Source organism: Ruegeria sp. BF8 (assembly GCF_056538625.1).
Genome location: NZ_JBQFTL010000002.1, coordinates 455,295 through 478,490, shown reverse-complemented (window position 1 = coordinate 478,490; position 23,196 = coordinate 455,295). Strand labels below are relative to the sequence as shown.

At 62.1% G+C, this 23,196-nt stretch carries 18 protein-coding genes; 6 read left to right on the top strand and 12 right to left on the bottom strand.

From position 1 onward, the window contains the following. The first annotated feature begins 27 nt into the window (after positions 1 to 27). On the top strand, positions 28 to 1,170 hold the full coding sequence (locus tag ACR0LD_RS09895) for an alpha-D-ribose 1-methylphosphonate 5-triphosphate diphosphatase (protein ID WP_480636687.1): 1,143 nt from the start codon (positions 28 to 30) through the stop codon (positions 1,168 to 1,170). Here ACR0LD_RS09895 and ACR0LD_RS09890 read toward each other — a convergent pair whose 3' ends face one another. The 7 genes from ACR0LD_RS09890 to ACR0LD_RS09860 are packed head-to-tail and all read right to left on the bottom strand — an operon-like array spanning position 1,171 to position 7,669. Next, entirely contained in the window at positions 1,171 to 1,647 is a 477-nt protein-coding gene (locus ACR0LD_RS09890; protein WP_093964551.1) for a class I SAM-dependent methyltransferase, read from the bottom strand. An 18-nt stretch (positions 1,648 to 1,665) separates the two neighbouring features. Continuing rightward, positions 1,666 to 2,418: a polysaccharide deacetylase family protein gene (locus ACR0LD_RS09885; protein WP_170444386.1), complete on the bottom strand. Its 753-nt coding sequence runs from the start codon at positions 2,416 to 2,418 to the stop codon at positions 1,666 to 1,668. After that, on the bottom strand, positions 2,415 to 3,557 hold the full coding sequence (locus ACR0LD_RS09880) for a glycosyltransferase family protein (protein ID WP_480636685.1): 1,143 nt from the start codon (positions 3,555 to 3,557) through the stop codon (positions 2,415 to 2,417). The genes ACR0LD_RS09885 and ACR0LD_RS09880 overlap by 4 nt, the downstream gene beginning before the upstream one ends. Continuing rightward, the gene (locus ACR0LD_RS09875; RefSeq protein ID WP_480636684.1) at positions 3,554 to 4,138 is read right to left on the bottom strand and encodes a histidine phosphatase family protein; all 585 of its coding nucleotides are present in this window, start codon (positions 4,136 to 4,138) and stop codon (positions 3,554 to 3,556) included. The genes ACR0LD_RS09880 and ACR0LD_RS09875 overlap by 4 nt, the downstream gene beginning before the upstream one ends. Further along, entirely contained in the window at positions 4,135 to 5,211 is a 1,077-nt protein-coding gene (locus ACR0LD_RS09870) for a glycosyltransferase family 4 protein (protein WP_480636682.1), read from the bottom strand. Before ACR0LD_RS09870 ends, ACR0LD_RS09875 begins: the two co-directional genes overlap by 4 nt. Then, a complete protein-coding gene (locus ACR0LD_RS09865; RefSeq protein WP_480636680.1) occupies positions 5,211 to 6,458 on the bottom strand; it encodes a glycosyltransferase family 4 protein in 1,248 nt (415 codons plus the stop codon). Before ACR0LD_RS09865 ends, ACR0LD_RS09870 begins: the two co-directional genes overlap by 1 nt. Further along, positions 6,455 to 7,669 (bottom strand): glycosyltransferase family protein, encoded by a 1,215-nt coding sequence (locus ACR0LD_RS09860; RefSeq protein ID WP_170340379.1) that lies wholly within the window; start codon positions 7,667 to 7,669, stop codon positions 6,455 to 6,457. The genes ACR0LD_RS09865 and ACR0LD_RS09860 overlap by 4 nt, the downstream gene beginning before the upstream one ends. Before the next feature lie 373 nt (positions 7,670 to 8,042). On the opposite strand from ACR0LD_RS09860, the gene ACR0LD_RS09855 reads away from it, so the two are divergent. Then, positions 8,043 to 10,415 (top strand): mechanosensitive ion channel family protein, encoded by a 2,373-nt coding sequence (locus ACR0LD_RS09855; protein WP_170529402.1) that lies wholly within the window; start codon positions 8,043 to 8,045, stop codon positions 10,413 to 10,415. 84 nt (positions 10,416 to 10,499) lie between these two features. On the opposite strand, the gene ACR0LD_RS09850 is transcribed toward ACR0LD_RS09855, so the two are convergent. Genes ACR0LD_RS09850 through ACR0LD_RS09830 form a run of 5 tightly spaced genes read right to left on the bottom strand, consistent with a single transcriptional unit; the run spans position 10,500 to position 17,717 of the window. Then, the gene (locus ACR0LD_RS09850; RefSeq protein WP_480636678.1) at positions 10,500 to 11,849 is read right to left on the bottom strand and encodes a CoA transferase; all 1,350 of its coding nucleotides are present in this window, start codon (positions 11,847 to 11,849) and stop codon (positions 10,500 to 10,502) included. Beyond that, positions 11,846 to 13,000, bottom strand: a complete 1,155-nt coding sequence (locus ACR0LD_RS09845) for an ABC transporter permease (protein WP_170357056.1) — start codon at positions 12,998 to 13,000, stop codon at positions 11,846 to 11,848. The genes ACR0LD_RS09850 and ACR0LD_RS09845 overlap by 4 nt, the downstream gene beginning before the upstream one ends. After that, entirely contained in the window at positions 12,997 to 14,025 is a 1,029-nt protein-coding gene (locus ACR0LD_RS09840) for an ABC transporter permease (protein WP_093964561.1), read from the bottom strand. Before ACR0LD_RS09840 ends, ACR0LD_RS09845 begins: the two co-directional genes overlap by 4 nt. 13 nt (positions 14,026 to 14,038) lie before the next feature. Then, positions 14,039 to 15,952, bottom strand: a complete 1,914-nt coding sequence (locus ACR0LD_RS09835; protein WP_170369774.1) for an ABC transporter substrate-binding protein — start codon at positions 15,950 to 15,952, stop codon at positions 14,039 to 14,041. Continuing rightward, a complete protein-coding gene (locus ACR0LD_RS09830; RefSeq protein WP_170340386.1) occupies positions 15,945 to 17,717 on the bottom strand; it encodes an ABC transporter ATP-binding protein in 1,773 nt (590 codons plus the stop codon). Before ACR0LD_RS09830 ends, ACR0LD_RS09835 begins: the two co-directional genes overlap by 8 nt. A gap of 231 nt (positions 17,718 to 17,948) precedes the next feature. On the opposite strand from ACR0LD_RS09830, the gene ACR0LD_RS09825 reads away from it, so the two are divergent. From ACR0LD_RS09825 to ACR0LD_RS09810, 4 genes are all read left to right on the top strand, one after another. Continuing rightward, positions 17,949 to 18,446, top strand: coding sequence for a class I SAM-dependent methyltransferase (locus ACR0LD_RS09825; protein ID WP_170340388.1), 498 nt, complete (start codon positions 17,949 to 17,951; stop codon positions 18,444 to 18,446). 92 nt (positions 18,447 to 18,538) lie between these two features. Continuing rightward, positions 18,539 to 19,168 carry a glutathione S-transferase family protein gene (locus tag ACR0LD_RS09820; protein ID WP_170357059.1) on the top strand — a complete coding sequence of 210 codons (630 nt, stop codon included), beginning with the start codon at positions 18,539 to 18,541 and terminating at the stop codon, positions 19,166 to 19,168. A 78-nt stretch (positions 19,169 to 19,246) separates the two neighbouring features. Continuing rightward, positions 19,247 to 21,649: a GcvT family protein gene (locus ACR0LD_RS09815; RefSeq protein ID WP_480636674.1), complete on the top strand. Its 2,403-nt coding sequence runs from the start codon at positions 19,247 to 19,249 to the stop codon at positions 21,647 to 21,649. Between the two features lie 2 nt (positions 21,650 to 21,651). After that, positions 21,652 to 23,196 carry a trimethylamine methyltransferase family protein gene (locus tag ACR0LD_RS09810; RefSeq protein ID WP_480636672.1) on the top strand — a complete coding sequence of 515 codons (1,545 nt, stop codon included), beginning with the start codon at positions 21,652 to 21,654 and terminating at the stop codon, positions 23,194 to 23,196.

Genomic DNA, 23,196 nt, shown 5'->3' with positions numbered 1-23,196 from the left:
CCTTACCTCAAACCACGTGAAAATCCGATGACAGATGAACTGACCCTTGCCAATGCGTTGCTTGTTCTGCCGGATGAGACCGTCCGGGGGTGTGTCCGTATCGTTGGCCAGACGATCGCTGACATAGACACCGGCGCGGCTGTTCCGAAAGGCGCGATTGACTGTGGTGGGGACTATGTGTCGCCCGGCCTGGTCGAGTTGCACACCGACAACCTGGAACGCCACATCCAGCCGCGGCCCAAGGTGGACTGGCCCCATGCCGCAGCCATTCTGGCGCATGACGCGGAACTGGCCAGCACCGGGATCACGACGGTCTTTGACGCCATGCGGGTGGGGTCGATCCCCTCCGGTGCTGGACGGTATCTGAAATACGCGCGCGGACTGTCGCGCGAGCTGTGGGAGTTGCGAGAGCAGGACGCACTCAAGATCAGCCACTTTCTGCATCTGCGCGCCGAAGTCTGTTCTGAGACGCTGGTCGAGGAATTGCAGGAATTCGGTCCAGAAGACCGGGTTGGCATCGTTTCGTTGATGGATCACACGCCCGGCCAGCGCCAGTTTAGGGACCTGTCCAAGTTCGAAGCCTATCTCAAAGGCAAGTACGCTATGGATGACGACATGTTCGCACGGCACCTCAACCAGTTGCGGGGGCTGAGGGACCGCAATGGAGACCGCCATGAGCAAGAGGCCGTGGACGCCGCGCGCCGCTTCGGAGCGGTTCTGGCCAGCCACGACGACACGACCGAGGCGCAAGTGGCGACATCCGCCCGTCATGGCATTCGGCTGGCCGAATTCCCAACGACGGTCGAGGCCGCACGGGCCTGTCACGTTCATGACATTCAGGTCATGATGGGCGCGCCAAACCTGATCCGGGGCGGGTCACATTCTGGGAATGTGGCAGCACGGGAACTGGCCGACTTGGGGTGTTTGGACATTCTGTCGTCGGACTATGTGCCGTCAGCCTTGCTGCTGTCAGCCGTTACTCTTGGGCGCATCTGGGATGACATGGCGCGTGGCATCGCCACTGTCACACGGGCTCCGGCACAGGCGGCGGGCCTTGCGGATCGCGGCGCTCTGAAACCGGGGCTGCGGGCAGACCTGATCCGTTTTCGAATGCGGGGCGACGTCCCGGCCCTGACCGCGGTCTGGTCGCGCGGGCAGCGCGTGGCTTGATCAGGCCAAGTAGAACAGATAGCGGTCCGGCGCGATGGAGTCCGGGCCGTTGATCTGCTCGAACCCTTCCAGCGGTTGGCCGGATATCAGCAAACCGCCTGGAACCATGACCGAGCCAATCAGCTTGCTGAGCCTCGCCGCTTCGGCCACGTCTTCGTGTTTGATCCCGCGACCGAAATCATAATGCGCCAATGCGATCCGCGGGCCATCTTCGGCCAGCTTCTTCAGCATCGGTTCAGCCTCGCCCTGCAGAAAATCTTCGGCCGGAGGGGTGCTGTCCGGGTGACATTGCAGAACCCGGTCCATGACCCAGATGCGCCGGTCGGGCAGGATCTCGCGCAGGTGGTCATAGGTGCGGCCGTTGCCCAAACCCATGTCCAGAACATCGCCTTTCAGCCCTTTGATCCGCGCCGCAGCCCAGTTCAGCCCGTCGCGCTGGGCGGTCAGGCGTCGCAGCATGGAATCCAGTCGGCTCATCAATGTCTCCTCGGGTAATCAGTGTGGTCCTGCGGACCAGACGCGTGTGGGGCCCGCCATGAGACAATCCAGAAGCGCCTCGGTAAAGTCCCAGATCTGTTGATCATGGACAAGATGATGGGTCAACACGCCAAAAGGTTCGGTTGGGTCGGCACGTTCCTCGCGGCGATCCTGCAGCATCGAGACGGTTTTGGCGATCAACGCATTCGGATCGGCCAACCCTCGCGTACCGCGCCAGTCGATCGGATCCAGATGGGTATTGACCTGAGTCAGGCCTGGCGCTGCTTCTACGTGCGTTCTGGGCGTGGCCGTGGACAGGAACTGATAGCCGATCTCCGCAAGCTCTGCCGTCACTTCGGGCGCGATGCGGTTCCAAGGGGGGACGAACATCGGGCACAGACGATCACCGAAGGACTCCTGCAAACGCAGGAAGCCATGGTGTGCATCAGACACAATCGAGGCGAGCGGACGATGCAGGCGGAACTCGGACTTCTTTTCGCCTTCAGGCGCGTGGTTCTGGTGCGCCCAGCCGTGAACCACCGGAACCAAGCTGGTCTGGTTGGCAATTTGGTCGACCAGATCCTGACTGGCATCGCGTGGAATGATGGCCAAATGAACCGGCAGCCCGGTTCGGGATGACAGGCCCACTAAACGCTCCAAATGCCGGCTGGGCGCGATCGCGTCATCGTCCCGCCACCACAGTGGAAGCGTAAGCCCAGCCTCTCGCCACACCTGCAATTCGGATCGCAGCGGTGTCCAATCGGTTGTCATTGCCGAGCCTCCCAGAGCGAGGTGGCAATCTCTACCGACTTGCGGGCACCGTCAAACCCGCCATCCAAGGGTTCGCGCGAGCCTTGATGCAGGACGCGGTCGACTGCTTGGGCCAATGTCCCTCCGGTCAGCTTCGCGCTGGGCAGCACGTCGACCGCAGGCAGGCGCGCCAGGCTCTTTGCCCTCAGGGTCTGTTCCACTTCCTTGCCATCGTCAAATGGGATCAGAACGGCCGGGGTCGCGCATTGCAGCAAGTCCATGGCGGTGTTGTACCCGCACATGCTGACCGAGGCTGCGGCCAGCGGTAGCATTTGTCTGAAATCCGGACGTACGGGTTCCAGAAGGACATTTTCGCCATTTGTCATGTGCCTCAGTTCGGCAATCCGGTCTTGGGCATCCTGACCGCCGACCAGCAGGCGCCAGCGCCAGTTGGGCATCTTTTGAGCGGCCTCGATGGCCGCGCGAAAGATCGGTTGTCCGACCGATCCGCCGCCAGCGCTGACCAGGATTTCATTCGCTCCTTCCCCCTGTTCATGAGGACCCGGCGCAGGCGGGGCAACAAAGCCCGTATAGAACAGGCGTCCGGCCAAGTTGCCTGTAACCGGCCAGCTGGCATCCAGCGGCGTGATTTCGGGGTCGGAATGAACCAGTACGCCGTCATAGAAACGCACAATGATTTCTTCGGTCCGTACAGCTTTGGCGGGTTTCGACGGTGGCGCGAGGATGTCCCGGACCGAACTCAGAACAACCGGACAGGACGGCAGTGACCGCGCAGTGGACAGCAGGGCCAGAAATTCGCCGGCCAGGCTACGGCGGCCGAAGGGATAGAGTTCCGTTATCAGGACATCGGGGTTTACTCGTCGAACAGCCTCGGTCAGGGCAATAGCGCGGGAGTTCAGATAGGCCGCGTCTGCAATATCTTCGTCGGCCGTCAGCAACCGTGTGAAATCGGTACCATCCGAACGCAGGGGTGGCAGCGCCAGCAGGGAAACTCCATCCGTGTTCAGTTGAGGTGCGGGCATCCCGCCGGATGCGACGGTCACGTCGTGTCCGGCATCCGCAAAAGCCCGACCCAAGGTCAAGGCTCGGCTGAGATGTCCGGTCCCCAGCAGATGGGTGACGACGATCATGGTCCTCATGACCCGGCCTCGCGCGGGATAAGCTGGACGGGCTCAGCCTCCGGTCGCATTTGCTCCAAATCGACCACGTAGAGACGATTGCGTTTGATGCGGAACGGCGCGGGGCCTGTGAACTCCCACCCCCAGGCAAGCGCCAGGATGACCCGCATGATTCCGATATGGCAGACAGCTACGTTGTCACCGGTCAGGCTGGACAGCCATGGCACAAGGCGGCGGCGAATGTCGGCCGGGCTTTCGCCGTTGGGGGGACGAAATTCCCAGCTCCAATCCTCGATATGCCGGTAACCAGTGTTGGCATCTGCAATCAGGTCTTCCCCGCGTTGGCCTTCCCAGTCGCCCCAATTCATCTCGACCAGGGCGGCCGAGGTTGCGGGTTCGCGCCCGGCGACCAGCCGCGCAGTTTCGCTGGCGCGGGTCAGGGGGCTGGACCATAGTTCGGCCCGGTCCCAAGGAGTTGGCAAGCGATATCGGGCCAGTTCGGCCTTGGCCTGATCATCGAGGCTGATGTCGCTGCGCCCCTGAATGCGCCCTGCGCGGTTCCAGGCGGTATGACCGTGGCGCAGAAGGGCCAGACGTGTCATGACATCTCCCCTACCAGCGAAGAAACACCCGACCAGAACGTCCGTGTTGCGTTTGGCATCAAATGACGGCCGGCCACGTAGTCGCGCGCTTTTTGACCTTCGCTCCGACGCAGTTCGAGATCGGACAGCAGCCGGTCAATTCGCTCGGCCAGCGCGGCGGCGCCGTAATCAGGGGCAGGATGATTGGCAGGCGCCAGTACGTCGCGCACTCCCGGGCGATCCTGGGCGACAACGGGGACGCCCGCGGACTGCGCCTCGAGATAGGTCATCCCGTAGGCTTCGTTGACGCCCGGCCATACCAACAGAGCAGCATCGGAGTAGATCGTTTCAAGGTCATCGCGGCTGAGCAGGCCCAGAAACCGGACGCTTGTGCCGAAGGGGGCCATCAAAGCCTCGACATCCGGGCGGGCTGGTCCGTCGCCGGCGATGTTCAGCGTCCAATCCCCATTCAGCAATGCCAGCGTATCGGCCAGAATGCGGAAAGACTCCAACTTGTCCCCGTAACGCATCATTCCCACCGTCAGCATCGGCCCCGCGCATCTAGAGGGTCGAGGCAGGTCCGATCGGGGCAGGAAGGGTGGGAGTTCAATCAATGACTGATCACCGAACCGCTCGCGTTTCAGTGTGATCAAGTCATTTGCTGTGTGATAGAAGATCACCTGCGCGGCGTCGCAGGCATCGTGCGCAGCTTGGGCAAAGCCGGCCCAGGGCCCGGAAAGGCGCGACATGGCGCGGGTGCTCTCAAGCTGAACATAGGGTATTCCCCGCGCCCGGCAGACCGCGGGCCCCAAAAGGTCCGGAGCTTTGTAGTAGTTGTGATAGGTCACCCAGAGGCCTGTATCCGCAGGCAGTTCTGTGCTCAGTCGGGTGGCCTCGGCCGCGGCTTCGCGGTAGAGACGGTTCTGAAGGTCCGGGTCTCCGGTCTTGTCATAGATGCGCAGCCGCGAGACCAGATCAACAAGATGCCCATCGGCCCCGATTGCAGCCATCAGGTTGCGAGCCATTTCGCGGTCGCCGGATGGTACCGGGCTGTCTGGGGCTTTCATCGGCGCATAGAAGGCGACCCGAACCATCAGGCACCCTCCGCGCACAAGGCTTTCAGGCGGCGGGATAGACGTGCAATGCCAGGGTCCATGCGAAAACTGGCAAGCAAGCGGTCATAAGCCGCATCGGCCATGATTGCCGCTTTCTGCGGGTCGGCGGCCAGGGTGGAAATAGCGTCTGCAAGCGCCTTGGGTTCGTCATCGGACAAGATGCCGTGCACGTTGGTCTGGATGAATTCGGGAATGGCCGAGACCGGAGTGGACAGGATCGGCAGTTTTTGCGACGCGGCTTCCATCAGGACATTGGGCAGTCCGTCCCGGTCCCCGTCCGCGGCGATGCGGCTGGGCAGCACGAACAGATCCGCCTCGCGCATGGCCGCAATGACCTCGGGTTGATCGCAGGCGCCTTTCCAGGTGATGCGATCCTGCAGAAGCAGATTTTCCGCCAAGCCGCGCAGGTTGTCCGACAAGGTGCCACCGCCAATGTGGGTCCAGTGCCAGTCGATCTCTGGGGGGAGCATGGCCAAGGCGTGGATCAAGCGATCAAAGCCTTTCTTTTCAACCAGTCGTCCGACGGATACCATATGGAACCGGTCATCGACGGATCGCAGCTTTCGTGCGGGCGGCTCAGGAAATCGCGTCAGGTCCAGCCCGTGATAGATCAGATCCACACGGGCGGGGTCATCGGCCAGATCGCGCAAGTGCCGCGCGCCGATCTCGGTGCAGGTTGCGCCGAACGCCGCTCCGAAGGTGTCAGCATGAAGTTTCTCGCGCTTTTCCCACTCGGGCGACGTCCAGATATCCTTGGCGTGAGCCGAAAAGCTCCACGGCAGGCCGCGCATGATTGCTGCATAGCGGGCAACCGAGGACGGGGTATGCAGGAAGTGGGCATACAGCGCGCGTGTACCGCCGGGCAATTCCGCGGCCAGAACGCAAGCTTGCCCAAAGCGGCGGATCCGGTTGTGCGTGGGATCGCGGCGCAGATCCTGTCGCCACACCCGGTAGGCCTGTGCATAACCGGGAAGCGCCTGTGCGGTTCGTCTCGCCGCCAATACGCGTTGGGGTTCCTGGTACAGGTATTCGGGAAGATAATGCACCTGCCCCTGAAACCGGTCGTGCAGGGGGTGGCGCTTGGTGTCGGTCGGGTGGCGCAATGACCAGATGTCAAAGGCGTGGCCGGCATCCTGCAAAGCAACCAGTTCCTGAGCGATGAACGTCTCGGACAGGCGCGGCCAACCTTTGACCAACACCGCCAGTCTCGGCTCTGCGTCGATCATCCGGTCGCTCGTTCCTGTTCCACGCTCAGCAGGGCTTCGACCCGATCAGAGACATAGTCCAAGCCATCCAGCAAACCAGCCCGGATCGCCTGCGAGGGAAGGGGCTGCTGCGGCAGGTTGCGAATGGCCGTGATCATCGCATCGGCCGTCAACCCATCGCGGGTCTCGTCCAGCATCCGCACAAGGCCCAGTTCCTCGGCGCGCGAGGCGCGAATCCACTGTTCCAGCCGCGGGGTGGTTCGCGGGACGATCACCGCGCGTTTGTCAAACGATAGCACCTCACAAAACGTGTTGTATCCGCCCATGCAGACCACACCCGCCGCGCCGGCGAACAGGGTTTCGATCTGGGATTCGAACCCGACCGCCGTTACACGACCGTTCAGGGCCGCCACGCGGGCCTCGAATTCTTCGCGCAACTCACCCGACAGGAAAGGGCCATAGACGAGCAGGGCTCGCGGGGACAGATCAGGGTCTTTTTCATATGCGGACAGGACAAGGTTGACCATTGCCTTCCCGTCGCCACCGCCTCCGGGCGTGATAAGGATATAGGGCTGCTCGGGAGGTTCGCCGACAGGGCCGAGATCGCGGCGCAGATAGCCGGTCCAGTGAATCCGCGCCTGCGCCGACGGGCTGAGCGGCAATCCTTCTGTCGGGTCATAAACCGACCGCAGGCCGTAGACCCAGATTTCGTGATAGTATTTCTCGGTCGCGGCGACTGCGTCCTTTCGGGCCCATTCCGCCGCCAGAACCTCGGGCTCGTCCAGAACGTCGCGAAGACCCAGCACCAGTTTGGCGCGCCCGGATTGATGCAGCTGTTCCAGGGTGGGCAGCAGTTCGCCTCGGAATCCGGTCGGCTCCTTGTCGACGACGACGACGTCCGGATCGAATTGGCGCACGGTGGTCTGGATCAGTCCCGAACGCAGCTCGGTGACCTCGTCAATCCCCATTCCGATCGTGCGCGCGGCATACGAACCATCGGCCCGCTTTGTCACGCCCGGTAGGCGTACATGGTCCACGCGCCGCGGAAAAGTGAAGCGCCCGGCAACGGGCGAGCCCGTCAGGATCAGGGCCGAGGCCCGCGGGTTCGCCCGCGTCATTGCCGCAGCCAGCGCTCGGGAGCGTCTGAGATGACCCAGTCCGAACGTATCGTGACTGTAGAACATTATGCGCGGAGCGCGACCGGTCTGTTTGTCGTCGATGCCTAGGCTCATGCCCTCGCTCGTATCTTTGTTACGGTGCAGTTTCCGCGCGTTTCGCACCAGTTATCTTATATTTTTTGACGCCGCCTGCCAAAGGGTCTGTGTCAAAGCCGCAAATGCGTCAATCATTGCGATTTGGCAACAGCCATTGCGCAAGTCACCAATAACGCGAAGCCTGCAACATTCCCCGAAGTTGGCAAAGCCCGGATTTGCCGGATGCTGCCTGCTCTTATAGGAATTCCATAGGGTTGGAAACATCCTGCCTTTGGGCTTGCGCCAAAAACACGGTCCTACACGATGTCGGGAAGCGGCGAGTGGATCGTTTGATCAAGGCCGGTGCGTTCTATAGGCTGTCGTGCAGCAAGAGATCAGGATGCAAGACCTTATGAAACCGAACTTTCTTGTCCGTGTACTGTTCCTGACGTGGACAATCGCTCTGGCCTTCGCGACCGGTGCGGCGGCGCAGACCTCGCTGATCCCGGGGTATCCCGGGGCGTCCGGTGAAACAGAGGCCCCGCAGGACAACGATGTCGCGGCCGCGATCCGCGCCGCGACCGAGGCGGGCGCCAGCGTGATCGTCATTGACAGCGCCGGGCAGGTCGTATCCTCGGTCGGGCAGGCTGGTGGCCAGCCCGAGGACGTCGCTCATGATCCGATGGCGGAAAGTTCGCAGTTGATGAAGGCGCAGGAGCGCTTTGCCAAGTTCAGCGAAGCCGTGCGATCCCGCCTTGAGGCGTTGCCCTATTCGATCTTCGAGGTGCGCTACATCCTCGAGCAAACCAGTCCTGATGGCCGGATTTTCACCTATGTCGAGGTGCTGGGATGGAACATACTGTTCCTGATGGTTGGCCGATGGCTGTCGATCGAGCTGTACGGCAAGCGCTTTGCCCGACGGTGGGTCGTCGCCCGGATCAAGGAAAACCCGCAGGGGTATCGGGAAAAGATGCCGTTCCTTGTGTTCCGGTTTCTGATGGGTATCGGGGCCACGGTGTTTGCAATGCTGATGGCTCTGATCGTTGGGTATCTGTTTTTTGGCGAGGCCGAAGATATCTCGATCCAGTTCACCGTCACGGCGATTTTCACGGCGTTTTTCCTGTCACGTACGGTTTCCGACCTGTGGCGGATGGTGCTGTCGCCGTATCTCAGCCAGTACAGGCTGCCGCCATTCTCGGACCGTGACGCCAAGCGGCTGTACATCTGGGCATCGGCGCTGGCGACCTATGACATCACAGCTGTTCTGTTTTCCACTTGGGTGGCGGATTTCGGGCTGAACTACAACGTCTACGCGATGGTTTATGGCGGGCTGACCCTGATCGGGATGGTCGGAAACATCCTGATGATCCTGTTCAACGCCCGGGCCATTTCGAACGCTATCCGAGGCGGCCGCCAGCCAGACCAGGTGTCCTGGTTGCTGCGGTTCGTGTCATTTGGCTGGGCCCCGGCCCTGATCGTCTATCTGGTCTTCAGCTGGTTCAAGCTGGCGGTGGATCTGGTGCTCGAGACCGAGGACTCGCTGCCGATCGTCGCAAGCAGCTACATGATCTTCATGTCGGTCGTCATCGCATATGGCGCCATGAACTATCTGCTCGAGCGGTACTTCGATCGCAACCGGCAGATCGAGGCTCTGAATGCCGAACTCGATACCGATGAAGATACCATGCGGACCTCGGAGACGCCCGAGGCGGAGAAGCGCAAGCACACATTGGTGACCTACGAAGATCTTGCGCGGCGTGTCGCGGGCATCCTGGCCTTTGTCGTCGGCATCTACGCACTGGTCGTCATCTGGAATCCCGAAGCCAGCTGGAGCGAGGATTTGCCCATTGGCAGGGCGTTGGATGTGATGGTGATCCTGTTCATCGGCTACATCCTGTTCCACTTCTTCCGGATCTGGATCGACACCAAAATCGCCGAAGAAACCGATGATGGAGCCGCCGAAGCCGAGTTGGGTGACGAGGGCGGAGAGGGCGGTCAAAGCCGCCTTGCCACGCTGCTGCCTCTGTTCCGGGGCGCCATACTGGCCGTGGTGGTCGTGACCATCGTGCTGATCGTTCTGATGGAACTTGGCATAAATGTCAGCCCGCTGTTTGCAGGCGCCGGCGTTGTCGGTCTGGCCGTGGGCTTTGGCTCGCAAACCCTGGTGCGGGACATTTTCTCGGGCGCGTTCTTCCTGCTGGATGACGCGTTCCGCAAGGGAGAATACATCGACATCGGAGATGTCAAAGGTACGGTCGAAAAAATCTCGGTCCGGTCTTTCCAGCTGCGCCACCATCTGGGGGCCCTGAACACGATCCCGTTTGGTGAAATCAAGGTTCTGACCAACTACTCGCGCGACTGGGTGATCATGAAACTGCCTCTGCGCGTGACCTATGACACGGACGTCGAGAAGGTCCGTAAACTGATCAAGAAGCTGGGACAGGAGTTGCTGGAGGACCCGGTGATCGGGGACAACTTCATCCAGCCGCTCAAGTCACAGGGCGTCATCGAGATGCAGGATTCCGCGATGATCATCCGGGTGAAGTTCATGACCAAGCCGGGCGACCAGTGGCTGGTGCGCAAGAAGGTGTACCAAGAAATCCGCGAGTTGTTCGCGCGCGAAGGCATCAAGTTTGCACACCGCGAAGTCACGGTACGACTGGCCGATGGCAAGGAGCCCGAAGACCTGTCTCCGAAACAACGCGAGGCGGTCACCGGCGCGGTGCAAGCCGCGATTGACGAGGATTATCTGGACGATATCGGCCCCGGTGGAGACGACCGCTAGGGCGCTCCCGCCCCTTTGACCTGCGGCGCAGGTGTGCCGCCGTTCCAAGCGTTGGGCAGGGCCGCGCGGCGGTCGGGCCTTTGTTCAGGTGGTTTGCCACGTTGGATCGGACGTGCCGAGCCGGGATGCCGGGATCGGCCAGTGCATCCGTGCCTCACCGACGCTCAGCGCGGGTTTCAGCCGTTTGCCGGGGCCCCAGCCGGACTCTTCCGATCGGGATGCGTAGTCCCCGGGTTCGGCAGCGGTGATCGGGTCGCCTGTCTCGGATTTCGCGAGGCTGGCCAGTAACTCGGCGGTGCGCGCCAGCGACAGACGCCCATCCATGATCGAATGCCCCGAAGCCGCTTCTGTCAGGGCCGAGAGGACAGCGGCGGCCATCAAATAGCCGGTGGCATGGTCAAGTGCTTGAACTGGCAGCGGGGTGGGTTTGTCGGCTCCGGCCCAAACGCGACCGGCGTCAGCGATCCCCGCGCTCATCTGGACGAGGCTGTCAAATCCGCGACGGGTGGCCCAAGGCCCCTGCCAACCATAGGCATCCAGCGTAACCTCGACCCGGTTTGGAGCGACCGTATCGCGCACCTCTTTGGTCAGGCCCAGAGCATCCAGCGCACCGGGGCGGTAGCCATGGACAAAGACATCCGCTTGCGCGAGCAGCTCTTGCAGCTTTTCCAGGCCAGCGGGTGGCTTGAGGTCCAGATACGCGCAGCGCTTGCCGAGCGAGATATCGGGGATCACGCCCGGCTCATCCCAACCCGGTGGGTCGATGCGCAGCACTTCGGCTCCGAACCCGGCCAGCGTGCGGGTGGAAACCGGGCCGGCCAGCACGCGCGTCATGTCGAGAACCCGAAGCCCGGCCAAAGGCCGATCCGCGCGCGCCTGAGGCCTGTCGCGCAGCGTGATCCGGCGTGGGCCGTGCCAGCCGATCAACGGATCCCGCGTCACGGCGCGGCCTTGAGGGTGGTCAAGCCACTCGGCCCGGCTGCGCATGGCGGCGGCAACACCACCCTGCGCCACGATATCCGTTTCAAGGTTCGAGACCGACCAGCTCTTGATGGCCTGCGTCACCGCCGCACGATTCCCCTCGGTCGCCAAAACCTTGAGGGCCGCTTCCCTATGGTGGGGGAGGTTGGTGTGCAACCTGATCCAGCCATCGGCCCCCCGATAGTCGCCCGCGATCGGATCCCAGAGGCTTGGCATATCCCAGCCTTCGGGCTTGAACGAGTATCCGAACCACAGTGACGCGAGGCGGTGATCAACCATCGCATTGGGTGGGAGCGAGACAAGATTGGTGGCCTGCATGAACCGTCCAAGCTCGTGGCCCACGGCTGCAAAGCTGGCTGTTGCCAGCTCGGACACGGCAAATGCGCTGGGAAGCGCACCAGAGCCGGCGACCCGATAGGCCTCGGACGGTGGAAGCGAAGCCAGCAGGCTCATTGCTGATAAGGGTCCAGACTGTCGCGCAGCCCGTCACCCAGGAAATTGAAGGCCAGCACCACCACGATGATCGGCAGCATCGGGATGGCCGTCCACGGATAGATCTCGATCGAGGCGAGGTTTTGCGCGTCGTTCAGCATCACGCCCCAGCTGACCGCCGGTGCCCGCAGGCCGAGGCCAAGGAAGCTGAGTGCCGTTTCACCCAGAATCATGGCGGGGATCGACAGCGTGGCCGAGGCAATCAGGTGTGACATGAAGTTCGGCAACAGGTGCTTGCGGATCACCCGGCCGGAACTGGCACCCATCATCTCGGCGGCGCGCACATATTCTTCTTCGCGCAGCGACAGGAATTTGGCGCGCACGGATCGGGCCAGCCCTGGCCAGTCGAGGATGCCGAGGATGATCGAGATGATGAAGAACACGGCAACCGGCGACCAGTTCGACGGAACCGCGGCCGATAGTGCCAGCCACAGGGGGAGTTCGGGCAAAGACCGCAGGATTTCGATCACGCGGTTGATGACCCAGTCGATCCGCCCGCCGAAATAGCCGGCCAGCGACCCGAACAGGATGCCAAGGAAGAACGAGACCGAAATGCCGATCAGGCCCACGGTCAGCGACAGCTGCGCGCCATAGAGGATGCGGCTGAAGATATCGCGGCCCAGCCGGTCCGAACCCCAGAGGAACAGTGTCGTGCCTTCCGGGGCGCAGAACAGATGCGTGTTTGACCGGATGAGCCCGGCCAGCTTGTACTCGGATGCCTCGCAGAAGAACCGCACGGGTCGCGGATCCTCGGTGTCAGGGACGAATTTCCATTGGAACGTCTCGAGGTCGGCCTCGGCCACGATCGGGTAGACGAACGGCCCAATGAACTCGCCCTGGTGGAACCAGTTCACCGATTGGGGCGGTGCGTAGAGATGTTCGCCATTTCGTTCGTTCGGGCCATAAGGCGCGATGAACCCTGCAAACGGGAGCATCAGATAGCACAGCAGCAGAAAAATGCCCGATATCAGACCCAGCCGGTGTGTCTTGAACTTGCGCCAGACCAGAACCCAATTCGGGGCGTCCAGATCCCTGCGCTCCAATTGCTGCAAAGATGCTTCGGGATCAAACGGGGCGTCGTCGACAAAGCGACCGTCGGGAAGTTTGCTCATGCTTCGCGCCCCTCGTACCGGATACGCGGGTCAAGCATGACCAGCAGAATGTCGGAGATCATGGTGCCGATCAGCGTCAGCAGCGCCACGAACATCAGAATGAAGGCTGACAGGAACTGGTCCTGTGTCTTAAGCGCCGTCAGCAGCGTGGGGCCGATGGTCTGCAAACCCAGCACCACCGAAACCAGAACCGATCCCGACACCATCGAGGGCAGCAGGTTGCCGATGTCGGCCACGAAGGGGTTGAAGGCGACGCGCAGCGGGTACTTGGTCAGCATCCGCGACGGCGACATGCCCTTGGCTATAGCGGTTTCAACATATGGCTTGCCCAATTCGTCCAGCATGTTGGCGCGCAGGCGCTGCATCATGGCCGAGGCGCCCGAGGTGCCGATCACGAATGTGGGCACGATCAGATGAACCAGGATGGACTTCATCTTGTCCCAGCTCATGGGTTGCCCCTCATACACCGGGTCCATCAATCCGCCGATGGGCAAATCGAGGTAGCGGTGCCCGTAATAAAACAGGATGAGCGCCAGCAGAAAGTTGGGCGTCGCCAATCCCAGATACCCCACGAAGGCGGTCGAATAGTCCACCCAGGTCCGCGATTTGGCCGCCGCCATAACGCCCAGAGGCAAGGCCACGGCATAGACGAACAGGATCGCGGCAAGGTTCACGACCACGGTCAGCCACAGCGTGTCCCCGACGATGTCGGCAACCGGACGATCGAATTCGAAGGACCAGCCGTAGTTGCCCTGCAGCAACCCCTCAAACCCATGAGGGCCGGGAAAGAAGCCGACCCAGATCAGGTATTGTTCCCACATTGGGCGGTCCAGAGCGTATTCCTTTCGCAGGAATTCCGCCTTGGCCACACCGGCCGACTGCCCCGAAGCCTGCAGCTCGGCAATCTGATTGCTGAGATAATCTCCTGGCGGCAGGTTGATGATCACGAAGATCAGCATCGATACCACCAACAGGGTCAGCAGCATCGTGAAAAAGCGATACACCGCGTAGCGGAGCATGATCATCTATCCGCTCCTGTCAGTCGGCGAAAAAGAATTCGTCTGGGCGGTGCACTCCGAAATGCGCGCCGGGTTCCCAGGCCCACATGGCCTGTTCGGGAACATTGCGCAGACGGTTTGAAACCACGATCGGCTGGGGCGCGCCGTTCAGAATTCCGATGCCATAGATCTGGTCGGCGTGTATCTTCAACATCTCCTCCCAGACCGCCCGGCGTTCATCCTCGGTTTTTGCAAGTTCCCAGATGTGGTTCAACTCCAGCAAACGCTGGGCTTCGGGCAGATCGGGCGGCTCGCCGGCTTCGCCGCCGGTTTGATAGTGCTGCCCCCATTTTGGCCAGGCCAGAAACACCTGGTCGGTCGGGGCCAGGTAAACCGGTGACGTATGCAGCTGCGGGATGCCATCATCCCAGCCATACCAGACCGAAGCCATCGTATTGCCGGCAAAAACACGGTTGCGCAGGATGTCGCGGTCAAGCGGACGCATGACCAGTTTCACCCCGATTTCCCGCCACGTATCAGTCACGATCTGCAGCGCGTTCTCGACCTCTTGGCGTTCCCCGGCCGTCTCGATCACCAGCTCCATGGGGCGGCCGTCCGGCAACAGGCGTATGCCGTTCTTGTCGCGCTGCGTCAGCCCGACCTCGTCCAGCAGGGCGTTGGCCTGTGCGACGTCGTATTGCGCCCAGGCCTGCGCATTCTCTTCACTGTAGAAGGGCGAGGCAGGCAAAACGGACATGGCGGCCGGATGCGCCAGTTTAAAATACAGCGCCTGGTTGATGGTCTGACGGTCGATGGCCAGCGAAAGAGCGCGACGGACACGGACATCGCGCAGCACATTGCGCCAGACCTCGTCTTCGAAATTCAGGTTGGGGTAGATCGCGATCTGTGACGCAACACCGGTTTTCCAGAGTAGCGTCTTGTAATTTCCGTTGGCTTCGCCCTTTTTCAGGATCGAGGCATCCCGAAAATCAAGCCCACGACCCTGCAGGTCGGTCTCACCGGCATTGGCCTTGGCCGCCACTAGGCCGGGAGCCACGATCTCCATCTCGACTACGTCGATGTATGGCAGTTGCAAACCCTTCGAGTCGATGCGGTGGTAATAGGGGTTGCGGACGAAATTGTGCCGGATCTTCTTGCCCGAGCTCGCGTTCAGCCACGGCTGCAGAGTGGGCAGTTCGTGATTGTCGTACTTGTAGAGGTTGTCCAGCTTGTTGTGCAGGGCGGCCCAGCTCTTGACACGTGCGTCACTGACCTCGAAGTCCAGCTTTTCCTTGTCGGCATATTTCTCATGATAACGCTTCAGGAACGCAGCAGGGCGGTAGATGAATGGTGGTCGCGCCTGCGCCAGTGAGGCCAGAAAGTTCGGGTTCGGGTCGTCCCATTCGTAGATCACCGTCGTTTCGTCCGGGAACGTGACAGTGGGGAGTTTGCCCTCAACCCGCAGGAAATCTGGGGGGCCGGACGGGCTGAGGAGCTCGTTGTTGGCCACGTCTTCCCACCAGTATCGGAAGTCTTCCGAGGTGAAAGGTGTGCCGTCCGACCATTTGTGCCCCTTGCGCAGGTGCAGAGTGTACTTGCGGTTTTCTTCGTTGTCGTAAGACGCCAGCAGATCGGGGACCAGATTGTACTGGGCATCGAAGCCCACCAGTCGGGCGTAGCCATAGACCACCATCTGCCGGATATCCTTGGACCGGGTGACCATCGTGCGCAGGGTTCCGCCCTGTTTGCCGAATTCGCGCCCTTTCGAAGACAGGTCGACGATCAGCGGTTCCTGCGGGATGCGATCTTGCACCGGGGGCAGGTTTCCGATGTCCACCTCGGCTTTCCAGAACGTGCTTTCCTGCAGGTCGGGAAGGGTGTCGGCCCAGGCGGGCAGCGCCGCGCCCAGCGTCAGCGCGGCGGCCAGAAACTTGAATCGAGTGGTCTTAAACATGGCAACGTACCTTATGGCCGGGCTCCATTTCCACGAGTGAAGGTATCATGGTGTCAGAGAATCTAAAGGCGTCATCCCAACTGTCCGGAGACCCGGCGCCAAGGGCGACCAGCTTCAGATCGATGGGACGATTGATATCGGGTTCGGGTTGTGCGGCAATCAGAGCCTTGGTGTAGGGGTGGCGCGGGTTGTAGAACAACGTCTCGGGTGGAGCCTGTTCGACGACCAGCCCCTGGCGCATGACCGCGACCTCGTCCGCGATACGGGCGACCACGGCCAGATCGTGAGAAATGAAAAGATAGGACAGGTTCAGACTGTCCTGCAGTCTTTCCAGAAGGGTCAGGATTTGCTCTTGGACCGAAACGTCCAAAGCCGATGTCGGCTCGTCGCAGACGATCAGGGACGGATCCAGCATCATCGCACGGGCGATTGACAGGCGTTGGCGTTGACCGCCGGAGAAAGCGTGGGGGTAGCGCTTGAGCATCCCGGCGTTCAATCCCACGCGTTCGAGCATCTCAGCGGCCTTGTCGCGGCGCTCGGCCGTCGTACCGATATTGTGGATCTCCAGCGGTTCGGTCATCGCATCCTGAATGCGCATGCGCGGGCTCAGAGAACTGTAGGGATCCTGAAACACCATCTGAGCCTTGCGCTGAAACGCCGTGCGCTCCTCGCGGGTCATCTGGTGGACGCGTATCGGGTCCTCGCCCGGCGCGGCGCGAAAAAGCACTTCGCCGCCCGGGTCTGGCAACTCGGCCCCCAGCGCGATCCGGGCCGCGGTGGTCTTGCCCGATCCGCTTTCGCCGACTACGGCCAACGTCTTGCCGCGGGCCAGTTTCAGGTCGACGCCCCGGCAGGCATAAATCAGCTTGCCCGCTTTCCAACCGCGCGACGACCGCATCGTGTAGGTCTTGCACACATCCTTCATGTCGAGGATCAGATCCTCGTCCGGCATCGGAATTCCCACGGCTTCCTTGTCCGGGATCTCGGGGGCCGCATCAAACAGCTGGCGGGTATAGGGATGGGCCGGAGCATTCAGGATCAGCTCGGCTGAACCCGCCTCCATCACCCGGCCTTTGTGCATGACGACGACCTGTTCGGCCATATTGGCGACCACGCCCAGGTCATGCGTCACCAAAACCAGCGCCATACCAGTTTCTTTCTGCAGATCCTTGATCAGGCCCAGCACCTGAGCCTGGGTCGTCACATCCAGCGCAGTTGTCGGTTCGTCGGCAATCAGCAATTCCGGTTTGGACACCATCGCCATCGCGATCATCGCGCGTTGACGCATCCCGCCCGAAAGTTCGAAGGGATACGAGTCATAGGCACGCGCTGGATCGGGAAAACCCACGCGTTCGAACTGCGACAGCACTTCCTTGCGGGCCTCAGACTCGGAGGCGCCCCGATGCAGCCACAGAACTTCGCTGACCTGGTTTCCGATCTTGTGCAACGGAGACAGCGACCGCATAGGTTCTTGGAAGATCATCGAAATTCGATTGCCGCGGATGCCACGCATCTCACGTTCGGAAATTTCGGACAGCGCGACGCTGCCCTTGGAGGTGTTCAGCTGCATCACGCCGCTGCGGATCTGGGCCGTTCTGGGCAGAATGCGCAGCACCGCCCGGCAAGAGATCGTCTTGCCCGACCCGGATTCCCCGACCAATGCCAGCGTTTGCCCGGCCTCGACATCGAAATTCACATCTCTGACGACGGGCTCCCCGGCGCCGAAACCGATGCTCAGGTCTCGGACAGACAGCAAGGCCGTCATGCGGGCTTTCCACCCGTGTGGCCACCACGTGACATTGGTTTTGAACTCCCTGGTTTTTTTGTCGCAGTTTCGCGCGCTTGGGGGCGACTAGTCAAATACCTTCTTGGGCTGAAATGTCGCGGAAACGTGACGAACAGTGCATTGTGCCTACACAAAGTCTTGAGTTTTTGTCATCAAAGCCGCGATTGGCCGCGATTGGTGGTCGTTAAGGTATCAGGGAGATATTTCGCAATGTCCGACGCGCAAAGCCGACTGGATCTGTTCATTGATCGCATGGTCTCGCAGCGGGCATGTCTGGATTTCGCGATTGCCGACACGGCCGATTTGGCCGGTCCGGTGTTCGAACTGGGTCTGGGAAACGGGCGCACTTATCATCACATGATGAACCGGGTCCGCAACCGACCCGTCTATGTGTTCGAACGCGCTGTGGCCTCGCACCCCGATTCCACTCCGCCCGAAGATCGTCTGATCCTGGGCGACGTGCGCGAGACGCTGCCCGCCGCGCTGGATCGGTTCGGCGCGACCGCCAGCCTGATCCATGCCGATCTGGGCGGCCACAACCGCGAAAAGAACGATGCCTTCGCCCGCTTTGTGTCACCCCTGATCGAACCGCTTCTGGCCGAGGGCGGGCTGATGGTCTCGAGCGACCGGATGTATTTCGAGACGCTTACGGAGCAGACCCTTCCCGCAGATGCGGTTCCGGGTCGCTGCTTTATCTACCGGCGCTGAGCGGCGTTCCGCAGGGTCACTTTGCGCGGGGACTCGATCCCGGCACGGCGGGCGGTCTAACCTACGCGTGACGTTCACGCAAAGGACCGCCCATGCTGTTTTACGATTGCTCGACCGCCCCGAACCCGCGCCGTGCCCGGATGTTCATCGCCGAAAAGGGGCTGCAGATCGAAACCCGCGACATCTCGATCGCCAAGGGCGAGCAAATGAGCGAGGCGTTCCGAAAGGTGAACCCCCGCGCCACCATTCCGGTTCTGGTTACCGACGAGGGGACCGTTCTGACCGAGAACCTCGGCATCGCTGCCTATCTCGAGGCGCGCTTCCCTGAGCCTCCGTTGATGGGGCGGACACCGGACGAGAAAGGGCTGGTGCTGATGTGGAACGCGATCGTCGAGCAACAGGGCGGGGCGCCCATCGCAGACGCGCTGCGCAACACGCATCCGGCCTTCAAGGACCGCGCCATCCCCGGACCGCAGAACCACGCGCAGATCCCGGAACTGGCCGAACGCGGCCTCGCGCGCGTCGGAGCGTTCTTCGACCTGCTCGAAGAACGTCTGCAAGACAGCGCCTTCATCGCGGGCGAGGCGTTCTCGCTGGCCGATATCTCGACCTTCGTGTTCGTGGATTTCGCCCGTGTCATCAAGATGCGCATCCCCGAGGGCAACACGGCAACCCGGGCCTGGTTCGACAGCGTGCAGGCGCGACCCAGCGCCAGCGCCTGACAGCACTGTACAGAAATGTCTAGACAGAAGTGAACAGTGCCCCTAGCGTCCTTTGGGAATCGTCCAGGGGAGGTCGGGATGAAATCGCAGTATCGCGTTGTAGTCATCGGGGGTGGCGTCGTCGGCGCCTCGGTTCTGTATCATCTGGCCAAGTTCGGCTGGCCGGATGTGGTTATGCTGGAACGCCGGCGGCTGGCTTCGGGGTCGTCATGGCACGCGGCGGGGGGCATCCACGCGCTGAACGCCGATCCGAACATGGCGGCGCTGCAGGCCTACACGATCGACTTGCTGAGCGAGATCGAGAAGGAATCGGGCCAGAATATCGGCCTGCACATGACCGGCGGCCTGACGCTGGCCGGAACCCCCGAACGGTGGGAGTGGTTGCAGGCGAACTACCGCATCTTTCAGTCCATTGGCATCGACGACTGCGAATTGCTGAGCCCGGAAGAGGCGCAGAAACGCTGCCCGATCATGTCCACCGACGGCATTCTGGGCGCGATGTGGGCCGACCGGGAGGGCTACATCGACACCACCGGCACCGTGCAGGCCTATGCCACCGCAGCCAAAAAACGCGGGGCGGAATACTACGAGGAAACCAAGGTTGAGGAACTGATCCAGACCGCCGATGGCTGGCAGGTGGTGACCGACAGGGGAACGATCACCTGCGAGCATGTGGTCAACGCCGCCGGCCTGTGGGCCAAGCAGGTGGGGCGCATGGCAGGGGTCGAACTGCCGGTGTCGCCACTGAAGCACCATTACCTGATCACCGACACGGTGCCCGAGGTCGCAGCGGCCGATTTCGAGATGCCGATGACCGTGGATCTCGAGGGCTTCACCTACATGCGGCAGGACCAGAAGGGTGTTCTGGTCGGCATCTACGAGGTCGATCACGAACACTGGGCTATGGACGGCGCGCCGTGGAATTATGGCGAGGAGCTGTTTCAGGAGCAGCTGGACCGCATCGAGAACGAACTGACGCTGGGCTTCGAACGCTATCCGGCGATCCAGAACGTTGGCATTAAGACATGGGTGAACGGTGCCTTCACCTTCTCGCCGGACGGCAACCCTCTGGTCGGTCCGGTGCCGGGCAAGCGCGGCTATTGGACCGCCTGCGCGGTGATGGCCGGGTTCCTGCAGGGGGGCGGCGTCGGCAAGACGCTGGCCGAATGGATGATCCATGGCGAGCCCGAGGCCGACGCCTGGCCGATGGACGTGGCGCGCTATGGCGACTTTGCCCAGAACAAGCGCTACATCCGCGAGACGACGGGCCAGTTCTATTCACGCCGTTTCGTGATGACCTATCCGAACGAGCAATTGCCCGCCGGACGCCTGTTGAAAATGTCGCCGGCCCATGACGCGATGACCGAAGCGGGTTGCAAATGGGGGGTCAGCTGGGATCTCGAGGTGCCGCTCTATTTCGCGCCCGAGGGGTTCGAGGAAACGCCAACCCTGAAACGCTCGAACGCCTTCGACATCGTGGCCGAGGAATGCCGCACCATCCGCGAAGGCGTGGGCCTGATGGACATCACCGGGTTCTCACGGTTCGAGGTTTCGGGGCTCAATGCGGAAATCTGGCTCGACAAGGTGATGGCCTCGAAACTGCCGGGACCGGGCCGCGCGAAACTGGCGCCGATGCTGGGCGAGAACGGGCGGCTCAAGGGCGACCTGACGGTTCTGAACTGGGGCGACGGCACCTGGTGGATCATGGGCAGCTATTACCTGCGGGCCTGGCACATGCGCTGGTTCGACGATCACATGATCGATGGCGTACAGGTGCGCGACCTCGGCGAAGAGGTCTGCGGCTTTGCCGTGGTTGGCCCGAAATCACAGGCGGTGGTCGAGAAACTGGCCGAACAGGATATCTCAACCCTGAAATTCATGGGCTGCAGTGACTATGACATCGGCCTCGTGCGCGCCCGGGTGGCCCGCATGTCGGTCACTGGCGAAAAGGGTTATGAGATCAACTGCCGGTATGGCGACCACATCGCCCTGCGCCGCGCGCTGCTTGAGGCCGGGGCCAGCGACGGCATCCGCGAATGCGGCTTCAACGCGATGCTGTCCACGCGACTTGAGAAAAGCTTTGGCATCTGGTCGGCCGAGTTCACCCAGGCCTACACCCCCGGCATGACCGGCATGGACCGCTGGATCGACTGGGACAAGGATTTCGTAGGCAAGGACGCGGCACTGGCCGAGCGTGAGGGCAACGGCCCGGCGCAGGTTCAAGTCACGCTCGAGGTGGACGCGCTGGATGCCGACGCCAGCGGGTATGAACCCGTCTGGGCTGGTGACAAGCGCGTGGGTTTCGTGACCTCGGGCGGGTATGGCCATTACATCGGCAAGTCGCTGGCCATGGCGCTGGTGGACCGCGACAAGGCGCAGCCGGGCACCGAGCTGTCGGTGCACGTGGTCGGGGTCGAGCGGCCCGCGCGGGTAATCGCGCCGTCGCCCTATGATCCCGAGGGCAAGGCGATGCGGGGCTGATCGTGGCGGCCCGGGGCAGGGATCGGCGAAGGCGGGGCCGGGGTGCGGAGTCCGCACCCGCGACCCATCGGGACGTGAATTATCGCCAGTTGCGCAACCCGTTTCCGGTGATGGAGGTCTTTCCCGTCGACCAGATCGCCGACATGCACGAAACCGCTCTGCGCACGCTGGAGGAACTGGGCGTCAAGGTCCTGCTGCCCGAGGCGCGGCGCCTCTTTGCCGCTGCAGGCGCGCGGGTGGATGAAGACAGCCAGATGGTGTTCATCGGCCGCGATCTGGTCGAGGCTGCGGTGGCCTCGGCCCCGAAATCCATCGCCTGCCGGGCAGGGGCGCGGCATCGCGACTTTACGCTGGAACTGGGCAGCCTTGTTTTCCAGCCCGGCGCAGGCGCGCCCAATGCCACCGATCTGGAGCGCGGCCGCCGCCCGGCCAGCGGGCAGGATTACCTCGAGTTCCTGAAGCTCACCCATCATTTCGACGTGTTCCAGATGATCTCGCCGCAGGTCGAGCCGCAGGACGTGCCGACCCACCTGCGCCACTATTTCACCACGCAGGCGCAGATCGAGCTGACCGACAAGTTCCCGTTCTTCTTCTCGCGCGGGACGCCGCAGGTGATGGATTGCTTCCAGATGCTGGCCGTCGCGCGCGGTCTGTCCGATGACGAGTTCCGCGCCCACCCGCATTGCTACACGATCATCAACACCAACAGCCCGCGCACCCTGGACATTCCGATGGCGCAGGGGCTGACCGACTTTGCCCGCCACGGGCAGATGTCGATCATCACGCCGTTCACCTTGATGGGAGCGATGGCGCCGATCACGGTCGCGGGCGCGATCACCCTGTCCCATGCCGAGGCGCTGGCGGCGCTGACCCTGACCCAACTGGCAAATCCCGGCGCGCCGGTCTGCTATGGCACCTTCACCAGCAACGTGGACATGAAATCTGGCGCCCCGGCCTTTGGCACGCCCTCGCATTTTCAGGCCTCGCTGGCGGCGGGGCAGTTGGCGCGGCATCTGGGGCTGCCGTGGCGGTCGGCGGCCGGCTCGGCCTCGAACGCCAATGACGTGCAGGCCGCCAATGAAAACCAGTTCGGGCTGTGGGGTTGCCTGATGGCGGGGGCCACCGTGATCATCCATTCGGCCGGGTGGCTGGAAGGGGGGCTGACCGTGTCCTTCGAAAAGCTGGTCTGCGATGCCGAGGTGCTGAACATGGTAGCCGAGCTGTGCGCAGGGGCTCAGGCCGGTCAGGCTGAGATTGGCTTTGACACTGCCTTGCGCGAGGTCGAGCCCGGCAGCCATTTCTTCGCCGCCAGCCAGACTATGGAGCGCTACACTACCGAGTTCTACGAACCGCACCTGCATGACTATGCCAATTTCGGTACCTGGACCGAACGCGGATCGGTCGATGCGAACTACCGGGCAACTGCGGTTTGGCGTGACATCCTGAACAATTTCGAACCACCCGCGCAGGACCAGCCGGGGCTGGACGCAATGCGTGATTTCATTGCCCGTCGAACCACCGAGGGCGGCGCGCCGCCGGAGAGTTGA